This window comes from Metapseudomonas phytobenefica, from assembly GCF_043392685.1.
Lineage (GTDB): Bacteria > Pseudomonadota > Gammaproteobacteria > Pseudomonadales > Pseudomonadaceae > Metapseudomonas.
This window is the reverse complement of record NZ_JBHZGM010000012.1, coordinates 85,087-106,698: the sequence shown is the minus strand read 5'-3', so window position 1 is coordinate 106,698 and position 21,612 is coordinate 85,087. Positions and strand designations below refer to the sequence as shown.

The following is a 21,612-nucleotide window of genomic DNA, read 5'->3' as shown; positions in this document are numbered from 1 at the left end:
GAAACGACCGAAGCCGACAGCTTGTGGCTGTCGGCTTCGGTGCTTTCAGGTGGCCGCAGTGGGCCAGGTTCAGCCAGCTCTTTTCGCGGTCAAGCCGACGTTCAGGGCTGCGCCCGGTACCGGTCCGTCAATGTGCGGGACGCCCTCCGGGGTGTGTTCCTGCAGGGGGTTACGGCTGCCCGGAGGTAATTGGGGCAGGCCGCCAGCGGCCTCCTGGCGCAGGCTGCGCATCAGGGTGTAGCTGATCAGCAGGATGAATGCGGCGATGGGCAGGCCGGCGGCGATGCTGGCCATCTGGATGGCCTTGAGTCCGCCCGCCAGAAGCAGGCCCGTGGCAATGGCGCCCTCCAGCACGCACCACAGCAGGCGGATGCTCTGGGGTGGGTTGGTGCTGCCCAGGGAGTTCAGCGTACAGAGCACCTGGGTACCCGAGTCGGCGGAGGTGATGAAGTAGGTGGCCAGGAGGATGCAGACCAGCACGCTGAGTGCCTGGCCCAGCAGGCCAGTGTCTATCTTCTGCAGCAGGGTGAACATGGCCGCCGTGGTTTCCTGCTTGGTGGCCAGCAGCACCGTGCCGCCTTCGAACTTGGCTTGCTCGCCTTGCAGCTGGGCGCTGGCGACCTGTTGCTCGTGGTTCTGGCGGTCATCCTGCTCGCTCTTCAGGGCGGCGCCGCCAAAGACCGACATCCAGATGATGGTGACCAGGGTGGGTACCAGCAGCGCGCCGGCAATCAGTTCCCGAATGCTGCGCCCCTTGGAAATGCGGGCGATGAAAAGGCCGACGAAGGGCCCCCAGGTCATCCACCAGGGCCAGTAGAAGGCGGTCCACCAGTTCTGCCAGCCGCTGTCCTTCTGGGTGTCGCTCCAGAAGCTCAGACCGATGATGTTCTGCGCGTAGTCACCGGTGCTTTCCAGCATGAGGTTGAGGATGTAGCGGGTAGGGCCCAGCAGCAGGACCAGGGCCACCAGGACCACCGACAGCAACATGTTCCATTCGGACAGGAGCTTCATGCCGCGCGACAGGCCAGCCATGACCGAGACGGTGGTGACGATGGTGATGGCGACGATCAGGGTGATCTGCACGCCCAGGCTGATGGGCAGGTCGAAAACCTGGCTCAGGCCGGTGTTCATCTGCACCACGCCGAGGCCCAGGGACTGGGACACACCGAAGGCAGTGATGACCACGGCGAGGATGTCTACCACATGGCCGATGGGGCCGTAGATGCGCTCGCCAATCAGCGGATAGAGAATCGAACGCATGGTCAGCGGCAGGCCTTTGCGGTAGGCGAAGTAGGCCAGGCCGAGGCCGACGATGGTGAAGATCGCCCAGGGGTGCAGGCCCCAGTGGAACAGGGTGATGCGCATCGCGGTGGTGGCCGCTTCATCGGTGAGGCCGGTGGCGAAGGGGTTGCCCGCGTAGTGCCACATGGGTTCGGCCACCGACCAGAAGATCAGGCCGATGCCCATGCCGCCACTGAACAACATGGCGATCCAGGAGCCGAAACTGAACTCGGGCTTGTCCTCGTCGCGGCCGAGCTTGATGTGCCCGTAGCGGCTGGACATCAGGTAGATCAGCAGGCCCAGCACACCGCTGACGGAGACCAGGTAGAACCACTTGAAGTTGTGCAGGATGAAGTCGGAAGTGCTCTGGAAGACTGCGCCAGCCCTTTCGGCGAAGAGGGCGCAAGACAGTACGAAGGTTACGACAGCCACCAGCGAGATGACCGTTACGGTGGGATTGAGGCCTTTCAGCAGACCTGACTCGGCACGCATGGATTGTCCCCTTTTGTTTTTGTTCAAGGGTTTTGGATCACGGTGGGTTGAAGCCGACCTCCTGCCTCCTGGCAGGTGGCGCGATCCCTGGCGGCGGCTTCACCCAGAGGTGGTCTCGGGCCGACCAGCGCCCGGGACGTGACAACAAAATGGGGGAATGGAGGGGACTCCGACAAACCATTTGTAGTCATCAACTCATTACTTTTATTCACTAATAGAGTGCTCGGTGTGGATTGGATGATGGCCAAAGGAGTATCAGGGAGCAGGAATTGGGGAAGAGTTGAATTGATGATCAAAAGTAATAAATAAGGCTTAAATAAATCGTTTGTCCGCAGTTCTCCCTCTTGCTGAAACTTTGCCCCAGGCATCAAGGCCAAGCCTGCCGTGCAACCAACAAGAGAGAACAAGAATGACCCTTTCGACTGACTCCCGCCTGATCCCCACCCACGTCCTGGAAACCGTTCTGGCTCCCATCCATGAAGCTCACGGCCTGACCAACGAGTTCTATACCGAGCAGCGCTACTTCGAACTGGAGCGGGACCACGTGCTCGGGCGCAACTGGGCCTGCATCGGTTTCGCCAGCGACCTGCCGAAGAACAGCTATGTGAAGCCCGTGGACTTCATGGGCCTGCCGCTGCTGATGATGCGTAACCGCGAAGGCCTGGTGCAGGTCTTCCACAACGTCTGCAGCCACCGCGGCGTGAAGCTGGTGCAGGAAGCCGGCGAGGTACAGGGCGTGATCCGCTGCCCCTACCATTCCTGGACCTATGACTTGAATGGCGGCCTGAAAGGCACGCCGCACGTCGGCGGCATCAACCAGCACAAGGACGAGCGTTTCGCCTGCGAGAAGCACGGCCTGAAGGCCCTGCGCAGCGCCATCTGGATGGACATGGTGTTCATCAACCTGTCCGCCGATGCGCCGGACCTGGAAGAGCAGCTCGCGCCGCTGACCGAGCGCTGGAGCCAGTTCCTCGGCACCGATGGCATGGACCTGATGCGTCGCGAAGCCAACGGTGGCGCCCTGAGCATCGAGGTCAACTGCAACTGGAAGCTGGCAGTGGAGAACTACTGCGAGTCCTACCACCTGCCGTGGGTACACCCGGCGCTGAACACCTACTCGCGTCTGGAAGACCACTACAACATCATGTTCGACCAGTTCGCCGGCCAGGGTAGTCATGCCTACAACCTGTCCGACGTTGCCGGCACGCACCTGCCGACCTTCCCGTCCTGGCCGCAAGACCGCCTGCGCACTGCCGAGTACGTGTCCTTCTTCCCCAACGTGCTGCTGGGCATCCAGGCGGACCACGCCTTCGCCATGATGCTGGAGCCGGTCGCCCCCGGTAAGACCATCGAGCACCTGCGCCTCTTCTACGTCGGCGACGAGTCTCTGGATCCTCGCTTCGAGGCCGCGCGCAATGCCGTGAAGGAATCCTGGCGCGTGGTATTCGCCGAAGACATCGCTTCGGTCGAAGGTATGCAGAAGGGCCGCAGCTCTCCTGGCTACAACGGCGGCGCGTTCTCCCCGGAGATGGATCTGCCGACCCACTACTTCCACAAGTGGGCCGCCCAGCAACTGCTCGATTACGCGCAGAAAGCCTGAGGTGATCGCCATGCATCAGATTCCATCGCACTGGCTGAACTTCATCGACGGCCAGTGGAGCGACAGTGAGCAGCGGCTCACTGTCTGCAACCCCGGTACCACCGAGCCGGTCGCCACCATTGCCCAGGCCACCATTGCCGATGCGGAGCGCGCCGTGCAGGCGGCGCGCCGCTGCGCCGACAGCGGCGAGCTGACCCGTGCTCGCCCGGCGCAGCGTGTCGCCTGGCTGCTGGAGATCGCCGCGCAGATCCGCGCGCTGACCGAGGAGGGCGCGTGGGTCCTTTGCCAGGAGAATGGCAAGCGGTTGCGCGATGCCCGTGACGAGTTCGTCGAGGCCGCGCGCTACTTCGAGTACTACGCCGGTATGGCCGACAAAATCGAGGGGACCTCCATTCCCCTCGGCAACGGCTACATGGACTTCACCGTCTATGACCCCATGGGCGTGTCGCTGCAGATCGTGCCGTGGAACTTCCCGGTTTCCATCTGCGCCCGTTCGCTGGCGCCAGCCCTGGCGGCCGGCAACGCGGTGGTGATCAAGTCGCCGGAGCTGTCGCCGCTGGGACTGTGCGTGTTGCTCAAGGCCATCGAGCGTGCCGGCCTGCCGAGCGGTGCGGTGAACCTGATCTGCGGCCGTGGCCGCGAAGTGGGCGCCTATCTGGCCGGGCACCGCGACGTCGACCAGATCGTCTTCACCGGCTCGGTCGGTACCGGCCAGAGCATCCTGCGCACTGCCGCCGAGCACGCAATTCCCAGCGTCATGGAACTGGGTGGCAAGTCGGCCGCGCTGGTCTTCGCCGACGCCGATCGCGAGCAGGTTCTGAGCAGCGTCAGGAACGGCATCTTCTTCAACGCCGGCCAGGTCTGCTCGGCCATGTCGCGCCTGCTGGTGCAGCGCGAGGTGTATGACGAGGTGGTGGCCGAGGTGGCGGAGATGGCCAAGGGGCTGAGCATCGGCCTCGGCCAGGACGATCCGGACCACACGCCGGTGATATCCGCCGGCCAGCTCCAGGGAATCGAGGCCATGTGCCGGCGCGCCGAGGAACAGGGCGCAGTGGTCGCTACCGGCGGCGAGGCGCTCGCTGGACTGCGCGGGCATTTCATGGCGCCGACGGTATTGCGCGACGTCACCCCGGACATGGAAATCGCCCAGGCCGAGGTGTTCGGGCCGGTCCTCGCGGTGATCCCGTTCGATACCGAGGAAGAAGCCATTGCCATTGCCAACGGCACCGATTTCGGCCTGGTGGCGGGCGTCTTCACCCAGGACCTCAACCGCGCGCTGCGATGCGCACGTCGCCTGTGTGCCGGCCAGGTGTTCGTCAACGAGTGGTATGCGGGCGGCATCGAAACGCCGTTCGGCGGGGTAGGGCTGTCCGGTTTCGGCCGGGAGAAAGGGCAGGAGGCTCTCTACAGCTACGTACGGACCAAGAACCTGGCCCTGCGTATCAAGGGCGAGTGAGGGCGCGGTTATGAAAAAGTGGCTCTGCATCATCTGTGGCCTGATCTATGACGAGGCCCTGGGCTGGCCGGACGACGGCATCGCAGCCGGAACCCGCTGGGAAGACGTACCCGAAGACTGGCTGTGCCCCGACTGCAAGGTCGGCAAGTCCGATTTCGAGATGATCGAGATCAGCGAGCCGGTCACCGCCGTCGCCACTCCGCCAGCGGCGGTGAAGCAGCCGCTGGCGGCGGCTGTTCCCGCCCAGCCGGTGGTCATCATCGGCAGCGGCCATGCCGGTTACGGCCTGGCCCAGGAACTGCGCAAGGCTGACCCGCAGTTGGATATCCGTGTGCTGACCCAGGAGTCCGGGCACAACTACTCCAAGCCGGCGCTGTCCATCGCGCTGGCGCAGGGTCGCAGTGCTGCGGCGCTTGCCGCGGAAAGCCCGATGGCGCTGGAGCGGCGCCTTGGCATCCGCATCTACACGCATTGCCGGGTCGAGCGGATCGACACCCAGGCGCGGCGCCTGCATACCAGTCTCGGCGAAATGGAATACGGCCAACTGGTGCTGGCCAGTGGTGCCTCGCCGGTACGTCTGCCCATCGAGGGCTGTGCCGAGGCGATGCTCAGCGTCAACAACCTGCAGGACTACCATGAGTTCCGCGAGCGCCTGGAAGGCGTGCGCAGCGTGGCGATCCTCGGTGATGGGCTGATCGGTTGCGAGTTCGCCAATGATCTGGCGAGCAGCGGGTATCAGGTGCGGGTCATCGGCCTGGGCGCCTGGCCAATGGAGCGCCTGCTGCCGGAGGCGGCGGGCCGGCAACTGCAGCAGGCGCTGTCGGGGCTCGGTGTGCAATGGAATCTGCGCACCACCCTGCAGCGCATCGAGCAGGGGGCGGACGGCTATCGCCTGACGCTGTCCGACGGCCAGACCGTCGACGCGGACCTCGTCCTCTCGGCTGTGGGCTTGCGACCGAACGTGCAACTGGCTGCCGAGGCCGGACTGGAATGCGGGCGCGGCATCCGGGTCGACGCCGGCCTGCAGACCTCCAAGCCCGGTATCTACGCCCTGGGTGACTGCATCGAGATCGACGGGCAACTGCTGCCTTACCTCGCGCCGATCAACGAAGGTATCCGCGCGCTCGCCCGGACCTTGCTGGGCCAGCCGACCCCCGTCAGCTACCCGCTGATGCCGGTCACGGTGAAGACTCCGGCGGCGCCACTCTGCCTGCTGCCGCCCCCTGTCGAATGCGAAGGGCAATGGCGCTGCGAGGCGACCGGCGACGGCCTGAGCGCAGCCTTCCATGACCCTGCCGGCGCCATGCGCGGCTTCGTCCTGCTCGGACGGCAGGCGCAACAGAAACGCACCGCCTGGCTGCAGAGCTGCCAGGGCGCCCAACAGAACGTGGCTTGAGAGCCGAATCATGAACAGTATCGTCAACCTGCCTCACGATGATCGCAGTTGCGGCTGGTATGCCGCGTTGCCCGAGCCACGCCCCTGCAAGCGCCTCCACGGCGTGCAGAAAGCCGACCATGTGGTGATCGGCGCCGGCTTCGCGGGCCTTGCCGCGGCGCGCCGACTGGCCGAGCACCTGCCGCAGTCGCGCATCCTGCTGGTGGATGCCCAGCGCGTCGGCTATGGCGCTTCGGGCCGTAACTCGGGCTTCGTCATCGACTTGCCGCACAAGTTCGCGCTCGAACATCCCGACCCGCAACACAAGCAACGCCTACTGGGGCTCAACCGTGCCGCCATCGACCAGCTGCAGACACTTATCGGCCGCCACGGCATCGACTGCCAATGGTCCCATGCTGGCAAGTATCAGGGCGCTGTGGGGGAGCGCGGACTCGCCTATCTCGAGCATTTCGAGAAGCTGATGGCCGACCTCGGCGAGCCCTACCGCGTGGTGGAGCGCAATGAGCTGGCCGGCGTGCTGGGCACCGGCTACTACAGCCGCGCCATCTTCACACCGGGTTGCTACCTGATGCAGCCGGCCGCGCTGGTGCGAGGGCTCGGTGAGTCGCTGCCGGAAAACGTCGAGGTACTCGAGGAATCGCCTATCCAGCGCCTGGAGAAAGACGCCGGCGGCGGTTGGGTACTGCATGGTACTGACGGATCGATCCGCACGTCCAAGGTGCTGCTGGGCACCAGCATCTTCACCCAGGAGTTCGGCTTCCTGCGCAATCGCCTGCTGCCGGTGATGACCTTCGCCAGCTGGACGCGCCCGCTCACCGATGCCGAGATGAGTGCCGTTGGCATCCAGGCCGACTGGGGCCTGACCCCGGCGGACCATGCGGGTACCACGGTGAGAATGACCCAGGACCGCCGCCTGATCATCCGCAACACCTACAAACACGTGCCGCATTACGGGCGCAGTGTCGACGAAGGTACGCGCGCGAAGATCCGGAAGGATCACCGCAAGTCCTTCCTGGCACGCTACCCGCAGCTCGCCCAGGTGCCATTCACCCATACCTGGGGCGGGGCCTACGCCATCTCGCGCAACTTCACCAACTACTTCGGCCAACTTGACGACGGGGTGTTCGCCACCGCGTGCGACAACGGTGTCGGCGCGGCCTGGGGCACCATTTCCGGAACGCTGCTGGCCGACCGGGTGGTGGGGGCCGAGTCCTCGTTGCTCCGCGACATCCAGGCGGTGACCGGCATGCCTTCGCTCAACCCACCGGAGCCGTTCCTCGGGCTCGGAGTGCGCACGCGCATTCGCTGGGCCGCCTGGAACAGCAGGAGCGAGCTATGACCAGGGCACCCAGCGGCAAGGGGCCGGTGCTCCTCGTTGACCATCGGAACCTGGATTTCGTCCATCGTGGCGGGCCGCCTGGCATTGCCAGCGTGGCTCGCGCCATCAGCAACGAAATCTCGCCCAACCTGGGCATCGGCTTCGCACTATGGGACGGCGCGGAAGTGGCGTGGACGCTGCTTTACGACGAAGTGATCTTCGTCATCGAAGGCTGTTTCGAGCTCAGGGCGAACGGCGAGCTGTACCGGGTGGAACCGGGACAGCTGTTGTGGATTCCCGAAGGGACAGAGCTCGTATACGGAGGCCATGCGTTGTTTGGCTACGTCGTGCACCCGGGTGACTGGAAACAGCGCCATGGGCTCGCTTGACGACTGACCTGGGGACAAAACTTGTTCGCACTCACCAAGGCTTTCGGACCGATCTATACCGCGACCCTGCTGATGCAGCTGGGCTCGAGCCTGCTGATGACGTACCTGGCACTGCGTCTGGATACTGCCGCGGGCGCGGAATTCTGGGGCGGTGCCCTCATGGCCGCCAATGCACTAGGGATGGTGGTGGGAGGGCGAGTCGGTTACTGGCTGATCGGCCGCGTCTACCATGTCCGTGCTTTCGTGGCGGGCACCGGCGTGATCGTGACAGCGGTGCTCGGCTATCAACTTAGCGATTGGCTGCCGCTCTGGCTCGCGTTGAGATTCGTCGTGGGCGTGGCAATGATGTGCCAGATGATGGTCATCGAAAGCTGGCTCAACGACTGCGCACCGTCGGATCGCCGTGGCGGTGCCCTGTCGTTGTACATGGTGGCGAGCTACGTCGGCATGATGCTCGGGCAGTTGCTCCTCGGTCTCGGCCATGGGCTGGGCACAATGGTTTTGTCCGGTGTGGCTATTGCCTTTGCCATTGGAATGGTGCCCATGGCCTTGCATTCGGGCGCGCAACCCCGTGTCATCAACCAGGTGCGCGTTCAGCCGATGCTCTACATCCGCAGATTGCCGCAGGCCTTTGCAACAGTACTGGTGTCGGGGCTATTGAATGGCTGCTTCTACGGATTGACGCCGATTTTCGCCGCGCAGCTGGGCTTCTCTCCCGGAGAGGTCGGTCAGTTCATGGCGCTTAGCATCGCCGCGGGGCTCATCGCTCAACTGCCCCTTGGCATGCTTTCCGATCGATATTCCCGCGTCGCGCTGATTCGCGTGATCTCGATCCTGCTCTGTGTCGCTTACTTGCCTTTGGCCGTACTCGACGCGCCAGGCGCGAGCTGGGCGATGCTGACTGGCGCGGTCATTGGCTTCCTGCAGTTCTGCCTGTATCCACTGGGTGTCTCCCATGCGAACGACAATCTGGAAGCTGAACTACGGGTTGCCGTGGCCGGGGTGCTGCTGGTGGCTTTCGGCATCGGTGCGACCATCGGACCGCTGGTCGCAGGCGCGCTCATGGAGCGATCCGGCCCCCAGGCGCTTTACCTGTTCAGCGTCGGTGTGACGGCGCTGCTGATTTTGCTGATCAGAGCGACATGGGAGAATTGCGCTTCGACCTTCGGGCCAGGTCGGACGAGCATCAAAGGCTGATCGGGTAGGGGGCACCGTGCGCACCGGGGGTTTGGCCTGGTCCCTTTACCTGGCTTCCCCAATTGCGTTGCTGGACGTGGTCTGTTTCGTGCCCTACATGAGCCGTTACCAGATCGCCCCGAGGAACAGGCTCTGCAGGCGCTGTTCGGCGAGGAATTTACCGACTGACAGGCGCGGGGGCGCAGGTGGTTGTGATGCAAATACGCTCGGCGTGAAATCCGGGCTTTGCTGCGCTTGGCACAACATCGATCAACAGCTAACCAAGTCGAAGATCCACGTCTCGCTGGCAGACAAGCCGGCAGTCATGGTCGAGGGCAAACTTACCCTCTGCGCCCGAAGCTATCCGGCTGGTAACGTCGTGATCTGGTTTACGCTGATTATTTGTCCGCTCCAGATCATTTCAAAATGTGCGGTCTGGATGATTGAGGTAACAGGCCGTGGGGTCATCAGTGCCCAGTAGACGTTGCCTGGAGAGCGAACCGAGTTGTAGCGAAGGCCTGTGCCCCCGGTTCGTTTAACCTCGGCTCCCAGGATATGTGTCCATGTCCCCGGATTTCATCCGGGCCACAAGCTGACTGGGCGAACCTTGTTGGGAGCCAGGCCGGATAGTCTGCTCCTTGCCTTGGCGCCGCCCCATTACGGGCGAGCCCGTAACCTGCTGCTCATGGTTTCGTAGTGAGTAGGGTGGAAGACGCTCTTTTCTTCCACCAAACAGCGCACCGCCCTGGTCTGTCCCGAAAAGCCGGCTACGAGGTCGTCCTTGCTGCCTTGCCAGCCCTGAAGGGGGGCTTTGCGACAGCATGACAGGGTGCCTGGGGTGATATCGGTGGGACCTGTTACGCGCCGTGTGCGACAACGTCCCCGGGCACCAGAGTTCGTCAACGCACCTGCAGCGCAGCCAGCCCGGATAGCGAGGCCGACAGTTCGCGCAGCTTGCGACCGGTGGTTTCGGTCTGGCGAACGCTTTCCTCGTTGCCGGCGGCGATCTCCACCACTTGGCTGAGATTGCGCGAGATATCCCCGGCCACCAGGGTCTGCTCCTCGGCGGCGGTGGCGATCTGTTGCGCCATGTCGCGGATGGTCTGCACGGCGTCGGTCACGCCATTGAGGATGCGGCCGGCCAGCTGCACCTGCTCCACGCCCCTGTCGCTGCTGCGCCTGCCGCTTTCGATGGCCTGCACTGCGCTGGCGGCTCCCTTCTGCACGGCAGCGATGATGGTGTTGATTTCAGCGGTGGACTCGGCGGTGCGCTGTGCGAGGTTGCGCACCTCGTCTGCCACCACGGCGAAACCCCGGCCACTTTCCCCGGCCCTGGCGGCTTCGATGGCGGCGTTCAGCGCCAGCAGGTTGGTCTGCTCGGCGATGCTGTGGATGACCGCCAGCACCTCACCGATCCGCCCGCTGTCGGCTTCCAGCTGGTGGATGACCTTGGCCGTGCTGGTGATCTCGTCGCGCACATCGTGGATGCAATTGACCATGCCCACCATGGCCTGCTCGCCCTGCTGGGTGGCCTGCTCGGCATCGTCCGCCGCGCGTGCGGCCCGGGCGGTGGCGCCGGCTACCTCCTGGGCCGCGGCGGACATTTCCTCCATGGCGGTTGCCACCTGGTCGGTGCGCAGGTTCTGGTCCTGGATGCCCTGGCCAAAGTAGGCCGCGATGGCGTTCAGTTCGTCGCTGGTCTTGTCCAGCTGCTTCGAGCCTTGCCCCAGGCTCGCGAAGGTGTCCGAAAGGCGATCATTGAGGGCATTGGCGGCGGTTGCCAGCTGCCCCAACTCGTCACGGCGATCCAGGTTTAACCGTGCGCTGGAGACCCCCTGGCTGAGTTGCTCGATATGATCGGTCAGCCGTCCCAGGGGCTCGGCCAGGCGGCACCGGACCAGCCAGGAGCCGAACAGCCAGGCCAGCACAGCGGCGGCTAGCGGCAGCCCGATGAACCAGGTTCGGTCCACGGGAGCGCCGAGCTCGCCAAGGCGCTCGGACAGGATGCCGAGACCGATCAGGGACGGAAGCAGCACGGACAGCAGCAAGACGCCGAGAAGCACCCGGGACTGGCTGCGCAGGGAGAAAACAGGAGGCACGTGGGGATTCCTTTGTCGGGTCGTGACTGGAACGGGCGGCACCAGCCCGCGATGGGAGTGCGGGCCGGATCTGTTACTTCAGGCTCTTGAGATAGGCGATCAGGTCCTGGCGTGCCTCGGCGCCGGGCTGGCCCGGGTACATCATCAGGGTGCCCGGCACCATGGCGGCGGGGCTGGTCAGCCATTTGTCCAGGTTGGCGTCGTTCCACTGGAGGCCGGCGCCCTTGAGTGGCGCGGAGTAGCCGAACCCCGGTGCCCGGGCGCTGGCGCGGCCGTATACACCGTGAAGGCTCGGGCCTAAGAGGTGCTTGCCGGCTTCGGTGCTGTGGCAGAAGCCGCATTGGGCGGCGAACAGGGCCTGGCCCCGGGTGGCGTCGCCCTGGGCGAAGGCGAGGGAGGAGGCCAACGCCAGGCCGGCTGCGAGGAGTTGTTTGTGCAGCATGGTGTTTCCTGCAGATGAAAAAGGCCTCGCCGGGATAACCCGGCGAGGCCTTGCTGGTTTTAGAAGTCGTTGGCCAGGTCGATGCCGGACTTGCCGGGCGCGAGGATGTTGTTCGGGTCCAGGGCACGCTTGATGGTGTGCTCCAGACGCCGCTTCACATCGCCGTAGCTCTGCGCCACGCGCTCCTGGAACGCGGTGTTGACGCGGTACACGGCGTAGCCATGTTTCTCGAACTCATCCAGCAGCTCGTTGAAGCAGGCGTTGGCGCGCTGGGTTTCCTCGGGGTTGGTGCGGTCATACAGCACGTCGATTACGTGGTGCATGTCGCGCCAGCCGACGATGAACTCGCCGACGTAGTCCAGGCCGTGCTTGTTGAGGATCTTCTTGGCCAGCGCCTGCTGCTTGTCGCATTCGCTGCCGCGGGCCTGGCTGACCGGGGCGAACCACATGGAGCCGCCGCCCCCACGCCAGTTGTACAGACCGAATTCCTGCAGGTTCGGCACGCCGGACATCAGTTGGGCGCGGTACTTGAAGGGCTGGGTATCACCGGCCTCTTCCTGGGTAACGATCTTGCCCTTGCCCAGCTTGGCCAGGGCGCCGGTGACGATCTTCCAGTTCACGTCCACCTGTTCCTGGGTGCCGTAGAGGGCGGCGTAGACGTTCCAGGCGCCAAGGTTCTTGTCCTTCTGGATCTGCTTGAGGATGGTGTCCGGCGTGGCGCCCGGCTCGGTGGTGTAGTCCGAGCGGCGGGTGTTGCAGGTGGAGGCTTCCCAGAGCACGCCGGCGATCACCACGGAGTTCGGGATGACCTGGGCGATACGCAGCGGGCGGATGAATTCGACGATCTCACTGATGTCGGACTCGTTCTCGAACTTGATCTCGAAAGGCTTGAACACCGGCGGCTTGGGCATCAGCCAGAAGCCCATCTTGGTGCAGATGCCGTAGTTGGCCTGGGTGAACATGCCGTCCAGGGTCGGGCCGTAGCCCCACTTGAATACCTGCCAGGCGTTGTCGCCCTTAACCCCGCCCATGCCGGTTCGGTAGACGTCACCGTTGGCCAGGACCACTTCCATGCCGCACTGCATGAGGAAGTGCTCGCCGTAGGGGGTGTAGCCCACACCGCGGTCCATGGTATTGCCCAGCGGGCCGGCGATGGCCGACGGTGCGGAGAAGGACAGCATCAGCGGGATGTTGTTTTCCTGCAGGTAGTCGTACAGCTGCTGGTAGGTCACCCCAGGCTCCACCAGGGCGGTGCACAGCTCTGGGTCGACGTGGAGGATCTTGTTCATCTTCTTCAGGTCGAGGATCACCTGGCCGCGTTGGCCGGGGGCCGCCGACCCGTAACCGAAGTTGCGGCCGGTGGAGATGGTCCACACGGGAATGCTGTGTTCGTTGCAGATCTTCACCACGCCCTGCACCTGTTCCACGGTGGTGGCGGTGACGGCGGCGGACGGCGCGTGTTCGGCGTTGTCCACGGCCATCATGATCTTGTTGTAGGGGATGAGTTGTTCGTCCTTGACCAGGACGTTGTCCTCGCCCAGCAGCTTGCGGAACTTGTCCAGGGCTTGCTGGAAGTTGGCGTCATTCACGCCACGGGGACGCAGGGTGTTCTGGGTTTGCTCGGTCATCTGTCAGCTCCTTCAAGCCAGGATCGAGAACGAAACGAATTGCCCGGCGAGCGCCGGGTAGTGGCTGGCGAGGCGCGGGGCCGTGGCGCTGTCGGCGCTGCCCAGGCTGGCCAGACTGTGGCCGAGGCTGGCTGCCCATTGCGCGGAACCGCCGCTGCGCGCGGCTCCGGCCAGCTGCAAGGGCCGGCCGCCCAGGGGATGCTCTTCGCTCAGGCTGAAGCCACCGCCGCAGGCGTGCAGCTGCTCACCCAGGCGCAGGCTGCAGCCCCGGGCGCTGTCGGCGCTGAGCAGGCGATGGCGGGTGGCGCCGGCGACCGCGCTGTGCTGGCCGAGCCATTGCACCCGTGCGCCGCTGCTGCGGGCGAGGTCGAGGATGAGCGCGGCGCTGGCGTCATCCACCAGGCCGATGATGCGTTGCGGCTGGCCGCTGTGCAGACGCTTCTCCAGGCCGAGGAGGAAGTCCAGGCCCAGGCCGGTGCGCTGCACCTCGGCCTTGGCCGCGGCGCTGGAGCCGACTCCGGTGAGGAAGGCCTTGCCGGCAGCCTCGCCATCCACCAGCACCAGGGTGGGCAGCGGCTGGGCCTGGCCATTGAGCATTGTCCTGGTCATCGCCAGGCTGGAGGCGCTCATGGCGGCGCCGGCCAGCCCGCCCAGGGCCATGCCCTTGAGCAGGGTACGACGTTCGATGTTCATGGCCGTTACCTCAGGGCTTGGCCGCGGGCGCGGGGGTCTTGGAGATGTACTCGGCGACCTGGCGCAGGGCCTTGTCGTCGATGAAGGAAGCCGGGAATGCCGGCATGGCGCGGAAGCCATTGCGCACCACGGCGGTGATGTATTCCGGCGGCAGCTGGCGCCCGGTGATCACCGGGCCCACCTTGGCTTCGTGACAGTGCCCGCAGATTTTCTGGTAGACGTTCTCGCCGCTTTTCCAGACGCCGTCGCCATCAGCGAAGGCCAGGCCGGAGAGCAGGACAAGGGGCAGTGCAAGGCCGGCCAGCAAGGGCCGTTTCACAGCTTTGCTGTTGAGGAGTGAGGACATTTCGAACTCCGTTTTTTATTGGTGGTGCTGGGTGTTGGTAATGCGGCGCATCAGAACGGATAGGGCCGCGGACTGTGTTGCAGGGTGATCCAGTGGTCGGTGGTGAACTCCTCGATGGCCCAGTCGCCGTTGAAGCGGCCGAGGCCCGAGTTCTTCTCGCCGCCGAAGGGGGCGTTGGGTTCGTCGTTGACCGGGATGTCGTTCACGTGGGTCATACCGGCATGGATGCGCTGGGCGAACTGCACGCCGCGCTCCAGGCTGCCGGTGAATACCGCGCTGGACAGGCCGTACTCGCTGCGGTTGGCCAGCTCCAGGGCGTGCTCGGCATCGCGCGCGGACTGGATGCCCACCAGCGGGCCGAAGATTTCCTCGCGGGCGATTTCCATGTCGGCGGTGACGTTGCCGAACACATGGGGCGGCATGACGTTGCCCTGGGGCTCGCCGCCCACCAGCAGGGTGGCGCCCTCGGCCTGGGCGGTGGCGATCTTCTCCTTCAGACCAGCCAGCTGCTTGGCGTTGATCACCGGGCCGACCACGGTTTCGGGCTTGCTCGGGTCACCGTATGGCAGGGCCTTGACGCGCTCGACGAAGCGCTTGGTGAAGGCTTCCAGCAGCGGTTGCTCGACGATGATGCGGTTGACCGCCATGCAGATTTGGCCCTGGTGCAGGAACTTGCCCACCACGGCGGCGCTGACTGCCTGTTCCAGGTCAGCGTCGGCCAGCACCACGAAGGGGCTGTTGCCGCCCAGTTCCAGCGCCACATGCTTGAGGTATTCGCCGCCGCTGGCGATGCGGCCGATGTTGCGGCCCACCTGGGTAGAGCCGGTGAACGAAATGAAAGCTGGCACCGGATGCTCGACGAAGGCGTCGCCGATTTCCGCGCCCGAGCCCACCACCACGCTGAGCACGCCCGCCGGCAGGCCGGCTTCCTCGAAGATGCGCGCCAGCAGCAGGCCGCCGGTGACCGGGGTGTCGCTGGCCGGCTTGACCACTACCGCATTGCCCAGGGCCAGGGCCGGCGCCAGGGAACGGGCGGTGAGGTGCAGGGGGAAATTCCACGGACTGATCACGCCGATCACCCCGAGTGGGGCGCGGTAGACGCGGCTCTCCTTGCCGGGGATGTTGGAGGCGACGATGCGCCCGTGCACACGGTTCGGCAGGCTGGCCGATTCCAGGGTGATGGCGCGGGCGGCGCCCCATTCGATCTGCGCCTTGATGCGGGTGCTGCCGGACTCGCGGATGATCCAGTCGATGATCTCCTCGCGGCGCTGGTCGAAGATCTTCACCGCTTCCAGGAGTACCCGGGCACGCTCGGCCGGCGCCTTGGCGGCCCATTCCCGCTGGCTGTCGCGGGCCGCGCGGTAGGCCGCATCGAGGTCCTCGCGGCTGGCCAGGGTGATGCTCAGCAGGCGCTGGTCGTTGTAGGGATCGAACACTTCCAGCTGGCGACCGGTACTGCCGGCGCGCCATTGCCCGGCAAGGGGCTGTAGCTCGAGGTTCTGGTAGGCAGGGCGGGTAATGTCCATGGGGTCTCTCTTATTTGTGCGAAGGGCCGCCGGGGGCGGAATCCGCTGGTTGCTTGGGGCGTGGCGGAGCCTCAGGCGCAGCGCGCGGGCATCGGACCTGCGGCTGTGCGGTCGGGTATCAACAACGAAGCCGTTGTGCGGGAGGGCGAGCGGGGTAGCCAGACGGTGGGAAGTGGTTCATGGGCCGTAACCTGCGTTGTTGTTGTGAGCTGCACGCGTCAGGCCTTTAACAACTACCGTGCCAGTTCTGTGTGTTTTTATTTATTCCTGTTAAAACAAGCACTTAGGTTTATTTTGTGCGAAATGCCCGAGCCTCCGTGAGAGCTTTGCGGGGAGTTGGCGCGGAAATTTCTGCAGAGAAGTCTCCGCCAGTGCTGAAACTTCCCCGGAGCGCTGCGCAGAAGTCTGTGCGGTTATCGGGTAATGGCGTGCGAAGGTGCCGACCGGCCAATTGACCGGCCATTTCACCCGGGCATACTGAATGGCTCTTTTCCCTGCCTCCTGCCTCCTGCCCATGACCATGACTCGTAAAACCTCGAGCAATCCCGGCCGCGCCATGGGGGATGAATTCCTCAAGCAGCTGCTCGGCCGGCAGAAACGCCTGATCGTCGATCGAGCCGACCAGTTCGGCAGCACCGGGCTGCCGACAGCCGAGCAGCTGGCCGAGACCATCACCTTCGCCCCCCAGGACGGCAATATCTGGCTTTGTGGCCAGCGCATGATGTTGCTTCAGGGGGCCGCCTTCGGCGCCATCCGCCGCGAACTGGTGGAAGCCCTGGGTCTGGACAAGGCACGTGGCCTTCTTACGCGAATCGGCTGGCAGGCAGGGGCGCGGGATGCAGCCCAGGTCAGCGCGCAGTGGCCCGAGGGCGACCACGCCAGCCTCTACAGCGCCGGCCCGCGCCTGCACATGCTGGAGGGCATGGTGAACGTCGAGGTGGTGCGCTTTGACATCGACTCCAGCATCGGCCACTTCTATTCGGAGTTCTTCTGGCACAACTCCCTGGAAGCCGACGAGCACATCGCCAGCTACGGGCTGGGCAGCGAGCCGGCCTGCTGGATGGAGGTGGGCTACGCCAGTGGCTATGCCTCTTCCCTGCTGGGACGCTTGGTGGTGTTCCGCGAACAGGAGTGTCGTTGCATGGGGCATTCGGCCTGCCGCATCGTCGGCAAGCCGGCGGAGCAGTGGGAGGACATTGATACCGATCTGGCCCATCTGGATGTCAGTGATTTTCTCAGCCGCAGCACCTACGGCTCGGCCGACGAAACGGAAATGGCCGAGCTGGATGAGCCGCCCGAGGGCCAGGCCATGGTGGGTATTTCCGCCGCCTTCGTCGCCGCCAGCCAGCAGCTCTACCGCGTTGCGCCGACCCAGGCCACCGTACTGCTCACGGGTGAATCGGGGGTGGGCAAGGAGCTGTTCGCGCGCACCCTGCACCAGGCCAGCCCGCGTCACCATACGCCGCTGGTGGCGCTCAACTGTGCGGCGCTGCCGGAAACCCTGCTGGAGGCGGAACTCTTCGGTGTGGAGCGCGGCGCCTTCACCGGAGCCGACCGTTCCCGCCCCGGACGATTCGAACGGGCAAAAGGCGGCACCCTGTTCCTCGACGAGATCGCCACCCTGAGCCTCAGCGCCCAGAGCAAGATCCTGCGGGTGCTGCAGGAGGGCGAGATCGAGCGGGTGGGCGGCACCACGGCGATTCCGGTGGATGTGCGGATCATCGCCGCCACCAATGTGGACCTGCGCCGCGAGGTGGAAGCAGGGCGCTTCCGCGAGGACCTGCTGTACCGGCTGAACGTCTTCCCCATCCACCTGCCGCCCTTGCGCGAGCGCCGTGAAGACATCCCGCTGCTGATGAGCTATTTCCTGCGCAAGTTCAGCGCGCGCCACGGGCTCAAGCCGATTGGTTTCAGCACGCGACTGGTCAACGCCCTGCTGACCTACCGCTTTCCCGGCAATATCCGCGAGCTGCAGAACCTGATCGAACGGGGCGTGATCGCCGCGGGCGATGGCGAGGTGATGGACCTGGTACACCTGGCCGAGGCAGGCGAGCCGTTGCGGGCGGGTGGTATCGGCCTGACTGCCGAAGGCCGCCTTGACGCTCCGGCCAGTGAGGGGGCGGCGCCTGAGGCTGGCGAGCCGTTGATGGTGGAGCCGGAGCTGGCTGACCTGCAGGCTTTTATCAGTGGCCGCGAGCGGGTGCTGGGCACTTCGCTGAAGGAAATCGAACAACGCCTGGTGCGCCTGGCGCTGGAACGCACCGGCGGCAACCTCACCGCGGCGGCACAGATGCTGGGCATGAGCCGCGCGCAGATCAGTTACCGGCTCAAGGGGGAGTGATCCACCCCTTGGCCGGTTACCGGCGGATCAGAGCGGCATGGTGAACTTCAGCCAGTAGGTCTGGCCTTCGGCGCGGTTGCGCACGCCGCTTTCGTCCTGCCATTTGGCGCTGAGGAACCAGCCATCGCCGGTGTACTGCACGGCCGGGCCAATGGAGAAGCTGCGGCCACGGTTGCCGTCATTGGCGTCCACCTGGGCGGCCGCGGCGCAGTTGGAGACGCTGCACTTGTCGTCGCTGATCTGCTTGTAGGCGTGGCCGCCGACGCCCACCACCCAGCCGTTGCCCAGGCCCCAGCCCAGGGTGTAGTCGGCATGCAGTTCGCGGCCCGACTGGTAGTGGGTGTCGCGGTTCTCGAAGTTGTAGTCGTGCATCAGGCGCACGTCAGCGTTGAAGCCATTGGGGTCGGTGTAGGTCATCGCGTACACCGCCTGTACCGTGTAGTAGTTGTTGCCGAGGTTGACCAGGTCGTCCTTGTCGTAGCTTCCGGTGGGGGCTACGAAATCGACGCCGACGGCGGTGTGGAACTTGTCGCTGTGGTGGAAGCCGACCACCGGGCCGAAGTGGGCGTCGCCGATGCCGCGCTTGTGGTCGTGGGGGCCGTTCTTGATGTTCAGGCGAATGTCGTTGAGCGGCAGCAGGGCGTGGAAGCCGAGGTTGCCGCCGAGCACCTGCTGTTCGGTGACCCAGACGAAACGCGGCACGATGGTGGTGACCCGCAGGTCGATGTCGGCGGCCTTGTCGCCGGCGTTGTCACGCAGGGAGTCAGCCAGGTAGTTGCCGACGAACACCTGACCGTAGGTGCCGGGCGGAGGCAGGATGCCCATGCCGTAGATCTCGATGCCCATCGGCCAGGACGACAGGCCGCCTTCGGTGGCCTGGGCCAGTTGGGTGGGGCCGGCGAGCAGCAGGCAGGTGGTGCAGGCAATGGCGGTGGAGCAGAGGGATTTCTTGTTCATGAAATGCAGCCTTGTTGTTATTGAGCGCGAGCAAGGCCGGTGGCTTGCCCGGAAGCTGCCCTAAACAATAAGTGTGCCAGTCATGAGATCCGCATTTTTGCAGAAGATAGATGCCTGTTCGCGGCTTTTACTCCGTTAGAAGGCTGCTGGCCTTTGCTGTGGCGACAGGTTGTTAAGAAATTTCCGCAACCTGGAGAATTCTCGACGCCGGTCTAGTCATCGCCGCCGCCCTGGCCGCTGGCGCGGCGGAAGGCATTGGGCGTCTGGCCGTTGAGGCGGCGGAAGAAGCGCGAGAAGTAGGTGGGGTCGGTGAAGCCCAGCCTGTCGGACACCTGGGCGACGGTCATGTTGGTGTAGATGAGGTTGCGCCGGGCCTCCAGCAGCAGGCGCTGGTGGATGATCTGCAGCGCGCTCTGGCCGGCCAGCTGGCGACACAGCTTGTTCAGGTGGACGCTGGACAGGTCCAGGCGGTGGGCGTAGGTCTCCACTGTCAGGTGTTCGCGGTAGTGCTGTTCCACCAGCTTGATGAAGCGCCCCAGCAGCTGCCGGTTACGTTCGTCGCGGCCGCTGGGTGGCAAATTCTGCTGGCTGCGCCGACTGATCCAGACCATCAGCACGTTGACCAGGGAATTGAGCACCAGATCGCGGGATGGCGCGCTGCCTTCGTATTCCTCAAGCAGGGCAGCGAACAGGGTGGTGATGTAGCGGCGGTCGGCGCCCACCGGGTAACAGCCCGAGGAGGCCAGCACCGTGAGGGGGGCACCGAGTTGCGCTTCCAGCTGCTCCACCAGGGGCGCCCCCAGCGTCAGCACGTGCCCCTCGATGCTCTCGGAGAACTGGAAACCGTGAACGCAGAGTGGAGGGGTGACCTGGATCGAGGGTTCGAGGATGTCGCTGCGCCGTCCTTCCACTTCCACCACCGCCTGGCCGCGCTGCACATAGAGCAGCTGGAACAGGTCGGCGTGGCGGTGCGGCTTGATTTCCCAGTGGTGCAGGCTGCTGCGTTTCGGAATGGATTCGCAGTGCAACAGGTCGGGGGTCGGCCAGGCCTGGTTCTCGCCATAAAGCTTGAATACGGGGACGCCTGGAATGCTGGTCTTCATGGGGTAGCCTGGTGGAGGGGCGTTCGATAATCGGACGCAGTTTTCAAAAGTGCAATTAATGGCGGGATTTTGACCTTCTTTTCAGATTTGTGTCAGCAAAAATGCAGGGGAACCTTAACCCACGTGTTTGAGGCCTATTTCTGTGTCCCTGGCCTCAAGCCCCTTTTGCGAGACAAAAACAATGAAAACCCAGGTTGCCATCATTGGTGCCGGTCCTTCCGGATTGCTGCTTGGCCAACTGCTGTACAAGGCCGGTATCGACAACATCATCGTCGAGCGCCAGACCCCCGATTACGTGCTCGGCCGCATCCGCGCCGGCGTGCTGGAGCAGGGCACTGTCGACATGCTTCGCGAGGCCGGCGTCAGCGAACGCATGGATGCCGAAGGCCTGGTGCATGAAGGTGTCGAACTGGTTCTCGATGGCAAGCGGGTGCCGGTGCATCTCACCGAACTCACCAATGGCAAGAGCGTGGTGGTCTACGGCCAGACCGAGGTCACCCGTGACCTGATGGATGCCCGCGCGGCCAGCGGTGCCCGCATCATCTACTCGGCCGCCGACGTGCAGCTGCATGAGCTCAAGGGCGAGAAGCCCTACGTCACCTTCGAGAAGGACGGCCAGACCCACCGCATCGAGTGTGACTACATCGCCGGTTGCGACGGCTTCCACGGCGTGTCGCGCAAGAGCATCCCGGAGGGTGTGCTGACCGAGTACGAGCGGGTCTATCCGTTCGGTTGGCTGGGCCTGCTGTCCGATACCCCGCCGGTCAACGAGGAACTCATCTACGCCCACCACGAGCGCGGTTTCGTGCTGTGCAGCCAGCGTTCCCTGACCCGCAGCCGCTACTACCTGCAGGTGCCGCTGACCGACAAGGTGGAAGACTGGTCCGATGAGCGCTTCTGGACCGAACTCAAGGCGCGCCTGCCGAAGGATGTGGCAGACAGGCTGGAGACCGGCCCGTCCCTGGAGAAGAGCATCGCCCCGCTGCGCAGTTTCGTGGTGGAGCCGATGCAGTACGGCAACCTGTTCCTGGTCGGCGACGCCGCCCATATCGTCCCGCCTACGGGTGCCAAGGGCCTGAATCTGGCCGCTTCGGACGTGTGCTACCTGTATCGCATCCTGGTGAAGGTCTATCGCGAGGGCCGCACCGACCTGCTGGAGAAATACTCGGAACTGGCCCTGCGCCGGGTGTGGAAGGGCGAGCGTTTCAGCTGGTTCATGACCAACCTGCTGCACGACTTCGACGGCCACATGGACGCCTGGGACCGGAAGATGCAGGAAGCCGACCGCGAGTACTACCTGAACTCCCATGCCGGCCTGGTGAACATCGCCGAGAACTACGTCGGCCTGCCCTACGAAGAGGTCTGCTGA

At 64.6% G+C, this 21,612-nt stretch carries 17 protein-coding genes and 1 pseudogene; 8 read left to right on the top strand and 10 right to left on the bottom strand.

Features of this window, described 5'->3' with window-relative positions:
- Positions 1-69: 69 nt before the first annotated feature.
- Positions 70-1,773: a BCCT family transporter gene (locus ACFW0B_RS12350; RefSeq protein WP_449148468.1), complete on the bottom strand. Its 1,704-nt coding sequence runs from the start codon at positions 1,771-1,773 to the stop codon at positions 70-72.
- Between the two features lie 409 nt (positions 1,774-2,182).
- On the opposite strand from ACFW0B_RS12350, the gene ACFW0B_RS12345 reads away from it, so the two are divergent.
- Genes ACFW0B_RS12345 through ACFW0B_RS12315 form a run of 6 tightly spaced genes read left to right on the top strand, consistent with a single transcriptional unit; the run spans position 2,183 to position 9,129 of the window.
- Positions 2,183-3,373: an aromatic ring-hydroxylating oxygenase subunit alpha gene (locus ACFW0B_RS12345; protein WP_449148466.1), complete on the top strand. Its 1,191-nt coding sequence runs from the start codon at positions 2,183-2,185 to the stop codon at positions 3,371-3,373.
- 10 nt (positions 3,374-3,383) lie between these two features.
- A complete protein-coding gene (locus ACFW0B_RS12340; protein WP_449148464.1) occupies positions 3,384-4,829 on the top strand; it encodes an aldehyde dehydrogenase family protein in 1,446 nt (481 codons plus the stop codon).
- Positions 4,830-4,839: 10 nt separating this feature from the next.
- Entirely contained in the window at positions 4,840-6,225 is a 1,386-nt protein-coding gene (locus ACFW0B_RS12330; RefSeq protein WP_459251706.1) for an FAD-dependent oxidoreductase, read from the top strand.
- 10 nt (positions 6,226-6,235) lie between these two features.
- The gene (locus ACFW0B_RS12325) at positions 6,236-7,564 is read left to right on the top strand and encodes an NAD(P)/FAD-dependent oxidoreductase (RefSeq protein ID WP_449148462.1); all 1,329 of its coding nucleotides are present in this window, start codon (positions 6,236-6,238) and stop codon (positions 7,562-7,564) included.
- Positions 7,561-7,932, top strand: a complete 372-nt coding sequence (locus ACFW0B_RS12320; protein ID WP_449148460.1) for an ethanolamine utilization protein EutQ — start codon at positions 7,561-7,563, stop codon at positions 7,930-7,932. Before ACFW0B_RS12325 ends, ACFW0B_RS12320 begins: the two co-directional genes overlap by 4 nt.
- Before the next feature lie 21 nt (positions 7,933-7,953).
- Positions 7,954-9,129, top strand: a complete 1,176-nt coding sequence (locus ACFW0B_RS12315; protein WP_449148458.1) for an MFS transporter — start codon at positions 7,954-7,956, stop codon at positions 9,127-9,129.
- Positions 9,130-9,468: 339 nt separating this feature from the next.
- On the opposite strand, the pseudogene ACFW0B_RS12310 reads toward ACFW0B_RS12315, so the two are convergent.
- The 7 genes and pseudogenes from ACFW0B_RS12310 to pchA all read right to left on the bottom strand — a co-directional run.
- A pseudogene (locus tag ACFW0B_RS12310) lies at positions 9,469-9,636 on the bottom strand (RES domain-containing protein); the annotation flags it as partial.
- Positions 9,637-10,007: 371 nt separating this feature from the next.
- Complete coding sequence (locus tag ACFW0B_RS26000; protein ID WP_459251705.1) at positions 10,008-11,207, bottom strand: methyl-accepting chemotaxis protein; 1,200 nt, start codon at positions 11,205-11,207, stop codon at positions 10,008-10,010.
- Positions 11,208-11,280: 73 nt separating this feature from the next.
- The gene (locus ACFW0B_RS12295; protein WP_449148456.1) at positions 11,281-11,649 is read right to left on the bottom strand and encodes a c-type cytochrome; all 369 of its coding nucleotides are present in this window, start codon (positions 11,647-11,649) and stop codon (positions 11,281-11,283) included.
- A 59-nt stretch (positions 11,650-11,708) separates the two neighbouring features.
- Complete coding sequence (locus tag ACFW0B_RS12290) at positions 11,709-13,277, bottom strand: FAD-binding oxidoreductase (RefSeq protein WP_449148454.1); 1,569 nt, start codon at positions 13,275-13,277, stop codon at positions 11,709-11,711.
- A gap of 12 nt (positions 13,278-13,289) precedes the next feature.
- Positions 13,290-13,970 (bottom strand): hypothetical protein, encoded by a 681-nt coding sequence (locus ACFW0B_RS12285; protein WP_449148452.1) that lies wholly within the window; start codon positions 13,968-13,970, stop codon positions 13,290-13,292.
- A 10-nt stretch (positions 13,971-13,980) separates the two neighbouring features.
- Positions 13,981-14,316, bottom strand: a complete 336-nt coding sequence (locus tag ACFW0B_RS12280; protein ID WP_449148450.1) for a c-type cytochrome — start codon at positions 14,314-14,316, stop codon at positions 13,981-13,983.
- 50 nt (positions 14,317-14,366) lie between these two features.
- Complete coding sequence (gene pchA / locus ACFW0B_RS12275; protein WP_449148448.1) at positions 14,367-15,842, bottom strand: 4-hydroxybenzaldehyde dehydrogenase; 1,476 nt, start codon at positions 15,840-15,842, stop codon at positions 14,367-14,369.
- 520 nt (positions 15,843-16,362) lie between these two features.
- On the opposite strand from pchA, the gene ACFW0B_RS12270 reads away from it, so the two are divergent.
- A complete protein-coding gene (locus ACFW0B_RS12270; RefSeq protein WP_449148446.1) occupies positions 16,363-18,183 on the top strand; it encodes a sigma 54-interacting transcriptional regulator in 1,821 nt (606 codons plus the stop codon).
- A gap of 27 nt (positions 18,184-18,210) precedes the next feature.
- Here ACFW0B_RS12270 and ACFW0B_RS12265 read toward each other — a convergent pair whose 3' ends face one another.
- Both ACFW0B_RS12265 and ACFW0B_RS12260 read right to left on the bottom strand, forming a co-directional pair.
- Entirely contained in the window at positions 18,211-19,140 is a 930-nt protein-coding gene (locus ACFW0B_RS12265; RefSeq protein ID WP_449148444.1) for a SphA family protein, read from the bottom strand.
- A 212-nt stretch (positions 19,141-19,352) separates the two neighbouring features.
- The gene (locus tag ACFW0B_RS12260; RefSeq protein ID WP_449148442.1) at positions 19,353-20,243 is read right to left on the bottom strand and encodes a helix-turn-helix domain-containing protein; all 891 of its coding nucleotides are present in this window, start codon (positions 20,241-20,243) and stop codon (positions 19,353-19,355) included.
- Positions 20,244-20,424: 181 nt separating this feature from the next.
- Here ACFW0B_RS12260 and pobA point away from each other — a divergent pair, with 181 nt between their 5' ends.
- On the top strand, positions 20,425-21,612 hold the full coding sequence (gene pobA / locus ACFW0B_RS12255; protein WP_449148440.1) for a 4-hydroxybenzoate 3-monooxygenase: 1,188 nt from the start codon (positions 20,425-20,427) through the stop codon (positions 21,610-21,612).

What these genes read in the sequence shown, in the direction of transcription:
- ACFW0B_RS12270 (WP_449148446.1), top strand. Translation starts at nt 16,363, where the DNA reads ATGACTCGTAAAACCTCGAGCAATCCCGGCCGCGCCATGGGGGATGAA.
- pchA (WP_449148448.1), bottom strand. Translation starts at nt 15,842, where the DNA reads ATGGACATTACCCGCCCTGCCTACCAGAACCTCGAGCTACAGCCCCTT.
- pobA (WP_449148440.1), top strand. Translation starts at nt 20,425, where the DNA reads ATGAAAACCCAGGTTGCCATCATTGGTGCCGGTCCTTCCGGATTGCTG.
- ACFW0B_RS12325 (WP_449148462.1), top strand. Translation starts at nt 6,236, where the DNA reads ATGAACAGTATCGTCAACCTGCCTCACGATGATCGCAGTTGCGGCTGG.
- ACFW0B_RS12320 (WP_449148460.1), top strand. Translation starts at nt 7,561, where the DNA reads ATGACCAGGGCACCCAGCGGCAAGGGGCCGGTGCTCCTCGTTGACCAT.
- ACFW0B_RS12295 (WP_449148456.1), bottom strand. Translation starts at nt 11,649, where the DNA reads ATGCTGCACAAACAACTCCTCGCAGCCGGCCTGGCGTTGGCCTCCTCC.
- ACFW0B_RS12345 (WP_449148466.1), top strand. Translation starts at nt 2,183, where the DNA reads ATGACCCTTTCGACTGACTCCCGCCTGATCCCCACCCACGTCCTGGAA.
- ACFW0B_RS12330 (WP_459251706.1), top strand. Translation starts at nt 4,840, where the DNA reads ATGAAAAAGTGGCTCTGCATCATCTGTGGCCTGATCTATGACGAGGCC.
- ACFW0B_RS12260 (WP_449148442.1), bottom strand. Translation starts at nt 20,243, where the DNA reads ATGAAGACCAGCATTCCAGGCGTCCCCGTATTCAAGCTTTATGGCGAG.
- ACFW0B_RS12285 (WP_449148452.1), bottom strand. Translation starts at nt 13,970, where the DNA reads ATGAACATCGAACGTCGTACCCTGCTCAAGGGCATGGCCCTGGGCGGG.
- ACFW0B_RS12280 (WP_449148450.1), bottom strand. Translation starts at nt 14,316, where the DNA reads ATGTCCTCACTCCTCAACAGCAAAGCTGTGAAACGGCCCTTGCTGGCC.
- ACFW0B_RS12290 (WP_449148454.1), bottom strand. Translation starts at nt 13,277, where the DNA reads ATGACCGAGCAAACCCAGAACACCCTGCGTCCCCGTGGCGTGAATGAC.
- ACFW0B_RS12340 (WP_449148464.1), top strand. Translation starts at nt 3,384, where the DNA reads ATGCATCAGATTCCATCGCACTGGCTGAACTTCATCGACGGCCAGTGG.
- ACFW0B_RS12350 (WP_449148468.1), bottom strand. Translation starts at nt 1,773, where the DNA reads ATGCGTGCCGAGTCAGGTCTGCTGAAAGGCCTCAATCCCACCGTAACG.
- ACFW0B_RS12265 (WP_449148444.1), bottom strand. Translation starts at nt 19,140, where the DNA reads ATGAACAAGAAATCCCTCTGCTCCACCGCCATTGCCTGCACCACCTGC.